The organism is Pseudoalteromonas sp. SWYJZ12, assembly GCF_015864395.1.
Classification (GTDB): Bacteria; Pseudomonadota; Gammaproteobacteria; order Enterobacterales; family Alteromonadaceae; genus Pseudoalteromonas; species Pseudoalteromonas arctica.
The window spans coordinates 21774-34971 of the sequence record NZ_JADYXH010000015.1 but is presented as its reverse complement, the minus strand read 5'-3'; the positions used below and the strand labels follow the sequence as shown (position 1 = coordinate 34971).

The window sequence follows — 13198 nt, the reverse complement described above, 5'->3', positions numbered from 1 at the left end:
AGTTTAATCTAATAGCTGATTATTTATTTTTAAGTGGTGATATTTAATTATTAATGTAACCCCGCGCATTAACATAAAACAGCTCATAGCCAGCCATAACCCGTTATTTTGCAAGTCTATAAACACCCAAAACACACCAAAAAAGCCAACTCCAGCTGAAAGTATCATACTGTTACGCATGTTCTTTGCTCGCGTAAGCCCTACAAAAACACCATCAAACAAAAAGCAACTCATGGCCAAAATAGGCAACACTATTAGCCATGGTAAATAGTGTGTTGCCTCTTGAATAACCTCTGGCACATTGGTTAAAAGCTTGATTATACCGCGGCCAAATAATGCAAAAAAAGCGCTATATAAGACGCCAAAAAGCATGCCCCAAAATACACTTATTTTAACCCAAAGCTCTATATTTTTAACGCTTCCTTGGCCTTTAGCTTGTCCTACTTTTGCCTCAGACGCGTAAGCAACGCCATCAAGAGCAAAACTCACCAACATTAGAAAGTTAAGTAAAACAGCATTAGCAGCTAATGTGGTTTCGCCTATACGCGCTGCGTAAAACGTCATAAAACTAAAGCATAATTGCAGTATTAAAGAGCGAATAAATATATCTCTATTCAAACTCAATAATTCAGCCATTTTGCTAATACTCAACCAATTCGGTACATTTAGATCAATGTCTTGTTTTTTAGCTAGTTTAACCACTAAAAACAGTGCAAATACTAAAGCCGTATAATCAGCAATAAGTGAAGCCCACGCAGCGCCTGCAACTGCCCAATCTAAATAAACAACAAAATAAATATCGAGTACTATATTAACGATATTAGTGACGAGTAATAAATAAAATGGGCCTCGACCATAATGTACACCAAGCATCCAACCCAGTAACACTAAATTACACAATGCTGCTGGAGCACTAAAAATACGAATGCTAAAATACTGATACGCTTGGATAAGTACATCGCTATTGGCGGCGGAGAGGTAAGCAATAGCGTGCTTTATTAATGGGGATAACACAATTAATAGCACGGCCACTGCGCTTGCAAGCAATAGGCTTCGTTTAAGTAAAGCGGCAAGTTGGGTTAAATCGTTTTTTCCGTATGCTTGTGCCACGAGTCCCGTGGTGCTCATTCTTAAAAAACCAGCAAGCCAAAATAAAATAGATATAACTGCAGAGCCAAGGGCAATACCCGCTAAGTAATGAGCGCTTCCTAAGTGCCCAATTACAGCGGTATCAACAATTCCTAACAACGGCACTGTGATATTTGATAGTATCATCGGACCCGCTAACAACAGCAAGCTTTTATGGTGTGCCTTATTATGTATAAGAAATTGTTTCATTTAGTATTATTTATCCTCATTAGTGTATCTGTGCGGGCTCAAGCAGCCGTTATTTTACAGTATCATCATGTTAGTGAAACCCTACCCGCTGTAACGAGCGTTAGCGCCAATACATTCACTAAACATTTGAGCTATTTAAAAGAGCACAACTTTAACGTTATTCCTCTTAATGACTTAATAAGCGCACTTCAGCAAGGTGAAACCTTACCTGATAAAACTGTCGCCATCACCTTTGATGATGGTTATAACAATAACTATGAACAAGCCGCGCCTATTTTAGAAAAGTTTGGCTACCCGTACACTATCTTTGTAAATCCTAAATTAATAGACGAGGGCATGAGCTACGTAATGGGGTGGGATAAGCTCAAAGAATTATCTAAAAAAGGGGCATTAATAGCCAATCATAGCGGACAACATGATTACTTACACCTTAAGCTTGAAAACGAAACCGATGCACAATGGCAATCACGTATTAAGCAAGATATTATTAGCTCTCAAAAGCGTATAAAAGAAGAAATAGGCCACGACTATAAATACTTAGCATACCCGTATGGTGAGTTTAATAACGAGCTGCAAGCACTTGTGACAGAGCTTGGTTTTGTGGGTATTGGTCAGCACTCCGGCGCTGTAAATAAAGACTCTAATTTTAGCCGCTTACCGCGTTTTCCTGCATCAGGCTTTTACAGCAAACTAGAAACTCTTATTACTAAGCTTAACTCACGCGCGTTTAATATCACCAATTTAACTTATCAAGATAGCGTTACACAACAAAACCCACCCACGCTCACAATTGAATTTAAAATGGGTGACTTTCATAAAAGCCAATTTGCCTGTTACGTATCAAGCGTAGGCCAAGCAGATTTAAAATGGGTAAATAAGAATACAGTCGAAATAACCTCACCAAAGGTGCTTAATAAAGGGCGCTCTCGTTTTAATTGCACGGCCCCTTCTATTTCTAGCCCTGGTGATTATTTTTGGTTTTCGCAGCCTTGGGTAATTGAAGCGCCTAAACCTTAACTGCCTGATGTAATAGTCGCTGGGTTATTTTATCCAGCGCAACTATCTCGTCCGCTGCATTTAACTCAGCGGCAGCCTTAGGCATACCCCATACCACCGATGAGTACTCATCTTGAGCCAAGGTATACGCACCGTTTTGTTTTAGTGCAAGTAACCCTTTTGCGCCATCACTCCCCATCCCTGTTAGTATGGCTGCAACTACGTTTTTAGCTCCTGTCTCAACTAATGAGTTAAACAGCACATCTACCGCAGGTTTATGCCTGTTGACCGGCTCGCCATCATCAAGCTGGCAATACAAGCTAACACCTCGCTTTTTAATACTTAAATGAAAACCACCTGGTGCTATATAAGCCCAGCCAGTGCTAAGCTTATCGCCATGTTCAGCCTCTTTCACATTTATCGTGCATGTACGATTCATTCGCTCAGCAAATGAGGCGCTAAACACAGGAGGAATATGCTGAGTAATTACAATGGGCGGGCAATTTTGTGGCATTTTAATAAGTACTTCTTTGATAGCCTCAGTACCACCCGTTGAAGCACCTATCGCAATTACTTTATTAAGTAAAAATTCAGAATGGGTATTAATAGGCTCATTTGTGACGACCGTTTTTTTATAGCTTCTTACTCTTGCTCCAGCAGCTATTCGCACCTTTTGTTGAACAAGTGATGCATATTGGCTCAATTGCTCTCTTACGTTATTAGTAGGCTTAGCTATAAAATCAACAGCCCCTAATTCAAGTGCCTCGAGTGTAATAGGAGAGCCTTTTTGGGTCAGTGTTGAAATCATCACTACTGGCATTGGTCTTAATCGCATTAAGTTTTTTAAAAAACTAATGCCATCCATTTTTGGCATTTCTACGTCGAGCGTTAATACATCAGGATTTAACTTTTTTATCATTTCGCGAGCTTCGTAGGGATCCTCAGCGCTCCCCACTACCGTAATATCTTTAGCTTGCTGTAATATTTCAGTGAGTAAACGCCTAATTAAGGGGGAGTCGTCAATTATTAATACTTTAATCATGCATACTCCTAAAACAGCTCTATATCAGTTACTACTTCTTGCTTTTTAAGGTTTTGTAAGTAACGGACTTCGCGTTTTTCAATCGTATTATTATGTAGGTTTTTAAGTTTTTTCATATGAACTTTACCGGTGTTCGGATGAAAAAATATTTTTCGTGGCCATGGTCCACCCATATCGTGGGCAACTAGATTTAATGCCTCTTCTTTAATATACGCCGCTGCAAAACTAATATTACCCAGCCCTATATCAGTCATCGCACTAATAATTTTACCCCCACCAAAAAGTTTTACTTTTAGGTTACGGCGAGATGCACCATTTTTTAAAACTTCGTTTATAAGATACTCCATAGCCCAATTGCCATACCGACAACTTAAACTATGCGCATTCTTAAGTTCTACTCCCTTTTGAATTGGTAACATAAAGTGATTCATGCCCCCAATCCCTAGTACTTCATCGTAAACACAAGCCGCAATACACGAACCCAGAACTGTAGAGATCAGCTCATTATTTTTAGAAACATAAAACTCACCCGGAAGCACTTTAGCAACAACGCTACCTCGGCCCGAGTCCCAATATCGTTTAATATGTTCAAAGTTAGGTAATACCGGCCTAAACTCTGCGTGCATTTTGTCCCTTTTGGTACATAGTTTTCCCTAAATTTTTAAATTGCGTATGCTCTTTTCCCATACTTTCTGAGTGACCTAAAAACAAATAACCTTGTTCATTTAATATATTGGCGTAACGCTTAAAAAGCTGATCTTTTGTTTCTTTATCAAAGTAAATAACAACATTACGACATAAAATAAGATCAAATGATCCTTTCATTGGCCAATCTTGCAATAAGTTTAAACGCTTGAATGAAATAGACTCTTTTAGCCTATCTTTAACTTTATAGTTTTCACCGTCTTTACTTTTTAAAAACCAACGCTTAAGTTGCACGTCATCTAAGCCGTTAACATTCGCTGCGGTGTAAATACCCTTTTGTGCTTTTGCCAATACATTAGAATCTAAATCGGTTGCTAGTATCTTTACATCCCAATTGCTCGGAAATGCATTATTTAAAGTCATCGCCAAACTGTAGGGCTCTTCTCCTGTTGAGCAACCTGCAGACCAGATTCTTACTCGCTTACTATTTTTATTTGTCTTTAAGAGAGCAGGTACAAGCTCAGATTTTATAAATTCAAAGTGGTGTATTTCACGAAAAAAAGACGTTAAGTTAGTTGTTATTGCATTAATAAAGGCATCAAACTCCTGATCTTTATGGCTATTTAAATACTCTAAATAGCCTTTAAAGTCAGTTAGTTTTCGCTCTCTAATACGTCTTGCTAAGCGTGAATAAACCATCTCTCGCTTATGCTCACCTAATACAATTCCACATGCGCTATAAACTAAACTGACAATTTCTTTAAAGTCGCGGTCGGTACACAAAAACTCTTTCATTGTTCGCTCTCAATTTAGCCTGCCAAATAATACCTCGCTGTGATTATGTATTCAGCGAGGTATATAAGAAGATTCGTTGTTAAAATTCTTCCCATTCATCAGCAGAGTCTACAAAGTTATCGCCTCTGGGTTTATTACTTACAAAACTGCTTTGCGACTTATGAGATAATTTAGGTGTGCGCATAGTCGGCGAAATCATCGCCATCTCTTGCTGACCTATTGAGAAAAAGTTGAGTAGTTGGCGCATCTCATTAGCTTGCTCAGCCATAGACTCGCCAGCGGCAGAGGCTTGCTCTACTAAGGCGGCATTTTGTTGCGTCATTTCGTCCATTTGTGAGATGGCGGTATTAACTTGTTCAATACCCGCACTTTGTTCTTCAGATGCCTCTGTAATATCAGAAATCATTTGCGTCACTCTTTGTACCGATACAACAATCTCTTTAAGTGTAGCGCCCGACTCATTAACTAATTGAGAGCCATCAGCTACTTTGCCTACACTATCTCTTATTAACTCTTTAATTTCTTTCGCTGCGCCTGCAGAGCGCTGTGCTAAATTACGCACCTCACCTGCAACAACCGCAAAGCCTCGACCTTGTTCACCAGCCCTTGCAGCCTCTACTGCAGCATTAAGCGCTAATAAGTTAGTTTGAAATGCTATTTCGTCAATGACACCAATAATATCTGCAATTTTCTTGCTCGACTCATTAATTGCCGACATGCTCGTAACTGCTCTATTTACAACCTCACCACCTTGAATCGCCTTTTCGCATGTTTCTTCTGCTAAATCGTTTGCTACTTTTGCGTTATCAGCATTTTGGCGAACGGTGCTAGTCATCTCTTCCATGCTCGACGCTGTTTCTTCAAGTGACGAGGCTTGCTCTTCTGTACGTTGGCTTAAATCAGCATTACCTTGAGAGATTTCCTCTGCACCACTGGCTACAAGCGTTGCCGATGAATTAATGCGATTAATCACTTCCGTTAACTTATCTGCCGTAGCATTAGCATCGCGTTTGAGTTTATCAAATGAGCCTTTATATTCTTTTTCAACTCGTTTTGATAAATCACCATTTGCCATCGCATCGAGCATACTGCCCGTGTCAGCAACTGCATCATCAACTATTTTAACTAAGCTATTTAGCCCTTGAGCCAAACGTAAAAAGAATCCTTCCTTGCCTTCTTCCGCGACTCTTGTATCTAATTCGCCATTACCTGCAGCGCTAATAAGTTCGGCTATTTCTTTTTCAAGCGCAACCTCATTGGTCCTATCTTCCCACTCAACAATGGTGCCTAAATGCTTTCCATCTTGGCTAATCCAAGGTGAAGCAATCAAGGTGAAAGTGACACCTGCTAAAAGTAATTCGGCTTTATGAGGCTTATCGAGATTTTTTAATAAATCGCGCTGATGATTAGGGTGCTTATGAAAATCATCAACACAGGTGCCAATTAAATTATCAACAGAAAAGCTTGGTAATACAGTTTGTAATTCTTTTTCGCGGACTTTTAGCATTTGCTGAACACGATCGTTCACAAATACTATATTAAGGTCTTCATCAGCAATCATTACGTTCGCTTGGCAAACTTTAAGCGCATTTGCTAAATCGGCTGCTTTACGAGATGCTTTTTCAAGCTCTTTTTGTTCAGTAATATCAGATGCGTATTTAATCACTTTAAACGGCTTGCCGTTCATATCATAAATTGGGTTATAAGATGCTTGAATCCAAACCTCCTGACCCTGCTTCCCTATTCTTAAATATTCCCCTGAATCAAATTCACCGCGACCTAGTTTGGCCCAAAACTCTTTATATTCGATACTATTTGCATGTTCGGGTTCAATAAAAAGCCTATGGTGCTGACCTTTAATCTCGCTAAGTTGATAACCAAGTGCATTTAAAAAGTTATCATTGGCATCAATAATAGTGCCATCTAAATTAAACTCGATAACCGCTTGAGATTTACTTATAGCACTAATTTGCCCTGAAGCTTCTGCTGCTATTAACTTTTGCTCGGTCACTTCGGTGGCAAACTTAACTACTTTTAATACTTGCCCTTGCTCATCAACAATTGGGTTATAAGTTGCTTGGATCCATACCTCAGCTCCACCTTTTGCATTACGCTTAAACTCATCTGAGATAAACTCGCCATTACGCAGGCGTTGCCAAAAGTTCTTATAATCGTTGCCCTGAGCTTCATCTGGGTCAACAAACATAGAGTGATGCTGGCCTTGAACCTCTTCAAGGCGATAGCCCATAGCGTTTAGAAAATTCATATTTGCAGTAATTATTTTTCCGTTAGGTTCAAACTCAATCACCGCTAATGATTTATTCAATGCGTCTACAATTAAATCATTACTTGATTTTGACTGCTTTGGATTACTAAACCATCCCATGCTCATCACCACCTTTAAGTTTATTATTCATTTAATTTCTGTTTGCTAAATATTCATTGTTTTTTGCAGGTCAATTAGCGCTACCATTTTTTCACCAACATTCACCAACCCAGCTACATATTCACAATTATTCGACTCAGATAAACTAGGAACCGCTTTCGCATCTTGCTCCGCAATACTGTAAACATCAGAAACGGCATCAACAGCAATACCTATAATTTTACTACCTAGTTCAAATTCTATTTTGACAACGATAACCACCGTTAATGGCCCATAGTCGACACTTGGTAATCCAAAGCGCAACCGTAAATCAATAATTGGCACTATTGTTCCACGTAAATTAATAACGCCTTTTACAAATTCAGGCGCATTGGGCAATACTGTAATTTCTTCCCAACTGCGAATTTCTTGTACTGTTAAAATATCAACGCCGTATTCTTCATCAGCCATAATAAAAGTTAAAAACTGTTTTACACCTTGCTGTTGCTGAAGATTTAATTGATTACTTAACTGGCTTTGCTCTGAGCTCATAACGCCTCCAAAGTGGCTTGCGTTTCAATCGTTAATTCTTGGCTACCTGGTTTTTTTAAACCTGAGAGCTTTATTAAGCCGCTAATGTCCACAATCAGCGATACACGCCCATCGCCTAAAATAGTAGCTCCCGATACGCCATCAACTTTATGATAGTTAGCCTCTAAACTTTTAATAACAACCTGTTGTTGAGACAGTAAATCATCAACTAATAAACCCACCTTTTGGTTATCTGTTTCTACAACAACAAGCAGCGTTTTATCGAGTGATTCAATGGCATTTTTATGATTAAAAATATCGTAGAGCCTTAAAATAGGAATGTATTCGTCCCGAAGCCTCAATACATCAAGGTTTTTACCCACTCGACTCACTTTAGCAATATCAATTTGCAGAGATTCCACAATAGAAATGAGCGGGATAATATAAGTATGCTGAGCCACCTTAACTAATTGCCCATCTAAAATAGCGAGAGTAAGTGGTAATCTAATAGTAAACGTAGAACCAACACCGGGCGCTGAGGTTACTTCCACTGAGCCATTTAATGATTGAATATTTCGCTTAACTACATCCATCCCAACTCCACGACCAGATAAGTCACTTACCTCATCCACTGTCGAAAAGCCGGGCATAAAAATAAGCTCATTTATTTCATCGTCACTGAGATGGTTATCAGCTGAGATTAATTCGTTAGCGATGGCTTTTTCTTTTATTTTTTTTGTATTTAACCCCTGCCCATCATCCATTATTTCAATAACAATGTTTCCACCCTGATGAAATGCATTTAAGGTTACTGTGCCAACGGGATCTTTACCTGCCGCCAGTCTTTGCTCAACAGTCTCTAATCCATGATCAAGTGAGTTCCTCACTAAATGCACCATAGGATCGGATATTTTTTCCATTACTGTTTTATCAAGCTCGGTTTGCTCTCCAATCAACTTTAGCTCAACTTGCTTATTTAGTTTTTGCGCTATATCTCGCACTAATCGAGGAAAACGACTAAATACAAAGTTTATTGGCAGCATACGAATGCGCATCACATTTTCTTGTAAATCACGCGTATTATGGGCAAGTTGCGCTAGGCCTTCTTGTAGTAAAGTAATTGTGGCTGGTGTGATTTCTTGTTCGCTGAGTTGATTTAGCATAGCTTGTGTAATAACAAGTTCGCCAACCATGTTTATTAACGAATCAACTTTATCAATACCAACTCGAATGGAGGTAGACTCTGGTGTACTTGCAGGTTTTTTATCTTTATTAGCAGCGGGTTGCTTTGGCTTACTAGGTAGCTCAGCTACTTTTATTAAATCGGATGTTTCAAGCTCAACAGCTTTAGATATCTCACCTTGATTAGGTTGTATTTGCTCATCATTGCCAAATAAGCCTCCGCATAATTCAATTTTTATGTCGGCATCGTCTTCTACCCATTCAAATACTTCTTTTATGGCTTTTTCATCATGGCTAGTATCTAAAAAAAAGCGCCAATGTAAAAAGCATTCATCACTGCTCAAATCTGTAATTTCTGGAACTTCATCGTAAAATACTGTGGTTTCTAACTCACCTAGCTCTTCAAGCTCACTGATCATATACAGTGGCTCGTTTCCTGTTTTAAATAAATGATGATGGGGTTTAAAGTCTATTTGATAGGTGTTACTACTTGTTTGCTCGCCAAAGCTTTGAGGTTTATTTTCTTGTGTTTCGTTTTTCATTCCAAGTACATGTTCAAATTGTACTTTTAACAAATCTGCCTCGGTTAAATCTGGCTCTTGCTCACCTTGAAGTGCAGCAAGTAAAGCGCGCAAGCAATCCACAGCTTTGAGTAATAAATTGACATGCTCGGTACTAAGCTCTCGTTCACCTTGGCGAATTTGATCCAGTAGTGTTTCAAGTACATGAGTAAAGTCAGCAACGGAGCTAAAACCAAAAGTGCCACTGCCTCCTTTTATTGAGTGAGCAGCTCTAAAAATAGTGTTGATAGTTTCTAAATCTTCCTCACCTGGCACTAAGTTTAATAACTCAGCCTCCATGGTATCTAGGCCTTCAAAACTCTCTTCAAAGAAAACTTCAAAAAATTGACTTAAATCTATACTCACACTGCGCTCCTTAGCGAATAACTTTTTTAATTACCGCTAGTAGCTGATCGGGATTAAATGGTTTTACAATCCAACCTGTTGCACCAGCAGCTTTACCCTCTATCTTTTTTTCTAAGCCCGACTCTGTAGTAAGCATCAGTAGTGGTGTAAATTTATAACTAGGTAAAGTACGCAGCTCTCGTATTAATGTAATTCCATCCATTATTGGCATGTTTACATCTGAGATCACGGCATCAAAGTCTTGTTGCTTGGCAATAGCGAGAGCTTCACTGCCATCCTTAGCTTCGGTTACATCAAACCCGGCAGTTTTTAATGTAAAGCTCACCATTTGACGCATCGATGCTGAATCATCAACCGCTAAAATTCTTTTCATATATACCCCTAACTTTTACTTTCGGTTGTTAAGTATTGGCTTAAGCCAAGTTTATTAATTGTATGCGTTAAGGCCTCGCTACTGCCTACCCATATTATTTTGTGCTGTATAGTAAGTAGGTGTTTTTGTAAGGCGCATAAAAGTTGAATTGAGGCAGTATCAGCAGAAATCACATCGTTAATATCAAGACAGATATCATCGTTGCTATTGAGTTCGTGTAGTAAGTCTTGATGTAGTGTTTCAACTTGCGTAATAGCAAGTTCGCTCGGAAGTTTTAGCATTTAGTAAGTGCATTCCCTGTCAATTCAATTCATAACAAAAGCTTAGCCCTAGTTATTAAAATTGCCATAAAATGCTTAATTAAATTTAACCTGTCGTTAAAATACAAAAAAAGGAGCCTAAAGCTCCTTTAAAATTGGTAAAAAGTAAAAAACTAGTTTTTATAGTAATCAGCTATTTTTTTAAACTCTTCGGTTAAAGTCGTCGCATTAATTAATGGCACACTACCTTGTTTAAATTCTGGTTTAAAAATAGCTCTAACGGCTCCATTTTGATCAACCATAGCGACCGAGGCACTATGATCAACAGCATATTCTGATTCACTACTATCGCTAATGGCGTAAATTAAACCAAGCTCTCGAACAACAGGAAAAAGGTGTTTATGTTCCCCTGACACAGCTAAAAAGTCTGGGTTAAAGTAATCTATATATTGCTTTCGTTTAGCTGGTGTATCGCGTTTTGGATCAACCGATAAAAACCAAACTTGTAGCGGATAATCTGCTTGTAAATTTTTATAAACAGCATTTAACTTAGCAAGTGTTAATGGACAAATATCTGGGCAGCTTGTGTAGCCTAAAAATACTAAATTCCACTGTCCTAAAAATTGTTGCTTAGTCACTAATTCGCCGCGCTGATCGTTTAGCGTAAAATCAGACAGTGGCTTTGCATTTTCGTAAACTAATGCATCTACATCTGGTGGACTATTTTCATTTGAACATGCTGATAAAAACGAAACTAAAATAACAATTAATCCAAGCCATAACTGCTTCATAAAGGGAGCCATTTATCTATAAATAAGATTACAAAGAGTACCATTAAATGAATAATCGAAAAACGAAATAAGTCCATTGCAGTCTCATCATTTCCAGCAATTTTTAAATTGACCGCCTTATATATAAACACGGCATTTAATACACATGCACCTATCAAATAGATTAATCCAGACATACCGATTAAATAAGGTAATACGCAAACAACAGCGAGTAAAACAGAGTAAGCAACGACGCACGTTTTACAAAAATCGATACCATGGGTTACTGGTAACATAGGGATTTTAGCGCGTTCATAATCACTTTTTCGTGCTATAGCCAGCGCCCAAAAGTGTGGTGGGGTCCAGGTAAATATTATCATTACGAGTAACCAAGGGGCTGCTGCCATTTGGTTTGTTTCTGACACCCAACCTAATAATGGAGGCATTGCGCCAGCCAACCCACCTATAACAATATTTTGCGGCGTTGCACGCTTTAAAAATGATGTATAAACAAATGCATAACCTACCAATGCAAATAACGTTAATATAGCGGTTAAGGTATTAGCCCACACCATCAGCATAATAAAACCAGCAACCCCAATAACAGCTGCAAAACTAAGCGCATGTGTTTTACTTAAACGCCCTTTAGCCACAGGGCGATGACGAGTCCGCGCCATTTTTGAGTCTATCTCGCTATCAACCACATGATTAATAACCGCTGCAGCAGCAGAAAGTAGCCCTATACCTAACAAGCTAATAAACTGTACGACCATACCGCGCCCTACATCGGGAGCCAGCGCTAAACCAACCCAAGCTGTTAGCACCAGCATAGCTACCACTTTAAATTTACTAATTGCTAAGTAGTCTTGCAGCAAACTATGTGTACGCGAAATTAGCGATTGAGTATTAACGGGTAGCAGTATTTTTTTATCAATTATAAGTGCCATCATATTTCCCCTTTATGTGCGTGATTTTAGGTAATAACACAACCTAACCATGCTTAATAACAGTATGGCTGCCATCAAGTTATGCGCCAGTGCAACTCCCAACGGAATATGCCAATGTACTAAAATAAGCCCTAAGCTAATTTGGCAAAGCAGAACAAGTAATACACTCACAACGCAATTTTTAATTTTTTTAGAGTACGCTTGGCTGTATATTTTCCACATAATTAACGCCAGAACAATGCAAGTAACGAGTGCCCAAATGCGATGTAATAAATGAATAGACATACGCGCTTGCTGCGATAACACACCAAACTCATAATTACTGTGCTCAAGTGGTAATTGAAATACGCTACTCAATGAAAACGGTTGTGCGTAATTACACAATGGCAAACCACTACAATGTGGAGCGGCGTAATTTGCAGCCAGCCAACCACCAAGTGCAATTTGGATAATTAATACACTGAGCGCTACTAAACTTAAACCGAAATAGCGTTTTGCGCCGCTATCGCCACCCATAATAGGTTTTGCGGTTAGCCGTAAATATAAAAGCGTTATAAGTGACAAAATACTAAAGCCACCTAATAAGTGGCCCATTACAATAAGCGGCTGAAGGTTCATGGTTACTGTCCACATACCAAGAGCAGCCTGAAACACCACTAGTAGAAGTAAAGCCAAAGGCAATTTAACTGGCGTAGTTGGATATTGGCGTTTTAAAAAAGCCAACACAAATAAACCTAAAATAAGTAAGCCTAAAGCACCTGCAAAGTAGCGATGAATCATTTCTTTCCACGCTTTTGCGGTTTCGAACATCATATCGGGGTAGCTTTGAGTTGCTAAGGCTATGTCAGCCTCATGCTTAGGTACCGTTAAAAAGCCATAACAACCAGGCCAATCGGGGCACCCTAAACCTGCATCACTTAAGCGGGTGTACGCACCTAAAGCAACTACAATTAAAGCGAGTAATCCTGTTATTAATACTAAGTTTTTATAATTTTTATACATCAGATACTCCAACTTAAGCTCAACTT

13 protein-coding genes are annotated in these 13198 nt (G+C 38.8%); 1 reads left to right on the top strand and 12 read right to left on the bottom strand.

Annotated features, from left to right (window positions below; translation table 11 throughout):
* Positions 1-3: 3 nt before the first annotated feature.
* Entirely contained in the window at positions 4-1275 is a 1272-nt protein-coding gene (locus I6F42_RS14830; RefSeq protein ID WP_197152646.1) for an MATE family efflux transporter, read from the bottom strand.
* A gap of 42 nt (positions 1276-1317) precedes the next feature.
* Between I6F42_RS14830 and I6F42_RS14825 the strand changes: the two genes are divergently transcribed.
* The gene (locus I6F42_RS14825; RefSeq protein ID WP_197152644.1) at positions 1318-2355 is read left to right on the top strand and encodes a polysaccharide deacetylase family protein; all 1038 of its coding nucleotides are present in this window, start codon (positions 1318-1320) and stop codon (positions 2353-2355) included.
* Here I6F42_RS14825 and I6F42_RS14820 read toward each other — a convergent pair.
* From I6F42_RS14820 to I6F42_RS14770, 11 genes are all read right to left on the bottom strand, one after another.
* Complete coding sequence (locus I6F42_RS14820; protein ID WP_010554950.1) at positions 2345-3376, bottom strand: chemotaxis response regulator protein-glutamate methylesterase; 1032 nt, start codon at positions 3374-3376, stop codon at positions 2345-2347. The two genes, I6F42_RS14825 and I6F42_RS14820, sit on opposite strands and share 11 nt — an antisense overlap.
* A gap of 8 nt (positions 3377-3384) precedes the next feature.
* A complete protein-coding gene (gene cheD, locus I6F42_RS14815) occupies positions 3385-4002 on the bottom strand; it encodes a chemoreceptor glutamine deamidase CheD (RefSeq protein WP_007584962.1) in 618 nt (205 codons plus the stop codon).
* Positions 3986-4816, bottom strand: a complete 831-nt coding sequence (locus tag I6F42_RS14810; RefSeq protein WP_197152642.1) for a protein-glutamate O-methyltransferase CheR — start codon at positions 4814-4816, stop codon at positions 3986-3988. Before I6F42_RS14810 ends, cheD begins: the two co-directional genes overlap by 17 nt.
* A 79-nt stretch (positions 4817-4895) precedes the next feature.
* Complete coding sequence (locus I6F42_RS14805; protein ID WP_197152640.1) at positions 4896-7202, bottom strand: methyl-accepting chemotaxis protein; 2307 nt, start codon at positions 7200-7202, stop codon at positions 4896-4898.
* A gap of 45 nt (positions 7203-7247) precedes the next feature.
* Complete coding sequence (locus tag I6F42_RS14800; protein WP_165722797.1) at positions 7248-7733, bottom strand: chemotaxis protein CheW; 486 nt, start codon at positions 7731-7733, stop codon at positions 7248-7250.
* Positions 7730-9820 (bottom strand): chemotaxis protein CheA, encoded by a 2091-nt coding sequence (locus tag I6F42_RS14795; RefSeq protein ID WP_197152638.1) that lies wholly within the window; start codon positions 9818-9820, stop codon positions 7730-7732. The genes I6F42_RS14800 and I6F42_RS14795 overlap by 4 nt, the downstream gene beginning before the upstream one ends.
* A gap of 10 nt (positions 9821-9830) precedes the next feature.
* Positions 9831-10193, bottom strand: a complete 363-nt coding sequence (locus I6F42_RS14790; protein WP_007584956.1) for a response regulator — start codon at positions 10191-10193, stop codon at positions 9831-9833.
* Positions 10194-10201: 8 nt separating this feature from the next.
* Positions 10202-10474: an STAS domain-containing protein gene (locus I6F42_RS14785; RefSeq protein ID WP_002959595.1), complete on the bottom strand. Its 273-nt coding sequence runs from the start codon at positions 10472-10474 to the stop codon at positions 10202-10204.
* Positions 10475-10626: 152 nt separating this feature from the next.
* Complete coding sequence (locus I6F42_RS14780) at positions 10627-11244, bottom strand: SCO family protein (protein ID WP_101163186.1); 618 nt, start codon at positions 11242-11244, stop codon at positions 10627-10629.
* Entirely contained in the window at positions 11241-12170 is a 930-nt protein-coding gene (gene cyoE, locus I6F42_RS14775; protein WP_002959598.1) for a heme o synthase, read from the bottom strand. The genes I6F42_RS14780 and cyoE overlap by 4 nt, the downstream gene beginning before the upstream one ends.
* 12 nt (positions 12171-12182) lie before the next feature.
* On the bottom strand, positions 12183-13172 hold the full coding sequence (locus I6F42_RS14770) for a heme A synthase (RefSeq protein ID WP_007584952.1): 990 nt from the start codon (positions 13170-13172) through the stop codon (positions 12183-12185).
* Between the last annotated feature and the right edge of the window lie 26 nt (positions 13173-13198).

What these genes read in the sequence shown, in the direction of transcription:
- I6F42_RS14830 (WP_197152646.1), bottom strand. Translation starts at nt 1,275, where the DNA reads ATGATACTATCAAATATCACAGTGCCGTTGTTAGGAATTGTTGATACC.
- I6F42_RS14825 (WP_197152644.1), top strand. Translation starts at nt 1,318, where the DNA reads ATGTATAAGAAATTGTTTCATTTAGTATTATTTATCCTCATTAGTGTA.
- I6F42_RS14820 (WP_010554950.1), bottom strand. Translation starts at nt 3,376, where the DNA reads ATGATTAAAGTATTAATAATTGACGACTCCCCCTTAATTAGGCGTTTA.
- cheD (WP_007584962.1), bottom strand. Translation starts at nt 4,002, where the DNA reads ATGCACGCAGAGTTTAGGCCGGTATTACCTAACTTTGAACATATTAAA.
- I6F42_RS14810 (WP_197152642.1), bottom strand. Translation starts at nt 4,816, where the DNA reads ATGAAAGAGTTTTTGTGTACCGACCGCGACTTTAAAGAAATTGTCAGT.
- I6F42_RS14805 (WP_197152640.1), bottom strand. Translation starts at nt 7,202, where the DNA reads ATGGGATGGTTTAGTAATCCAAAGCAGTCAAAATCAAGTAATGATTTA.
- I6F42_RS14800 (WP_165722797.1), bottom strand. Translation starts at nt 7,733, where the DNA reads ATGAGCTCAGAGCAAAGCCAGTTAAGTAATCAATTAAATCTTCAGCAA.
- I6F42_RS14790 (WP_007584956.1), bottom strand. Translation starts at nt 10,193, where the DNA reads ATGAAAAGAATTTTAGCGGTTGATGATTCAGCATCGATGCGTCAAATG.
- I6F42_RS14785 (WP_002959595.1), bottom strand. Translation starts at nt 10,474, where the DNA reads ATGCTAAAACTTCCGAGCGAACTTGCTATTACGCAAGTTGAAACACTA.
- I6F42_RS14780 (WP_101163186.1), bottom strand. Translation starts at nt 11,244, where the DNA reads ATGAAGCAGTTATGGCTTGGATTAATTGTTATTTTAGTTTCGTTTTTA.
- cyoE (WP_002959598.1), bottom strand. Translation starts at nt 12,170, where the DNA reads ATGGCACTTATAATTGATAAAAAAATACTGCTACCCGTTAATACTCAA.
- I6F42_RS14770 (WP_007584952.1), bottom strand. Translation starts at nt 13,172, where the DNA reads ATGTATAAAAATTATAAAAACTTAGTATTAATAACAGGATTACTCGCT.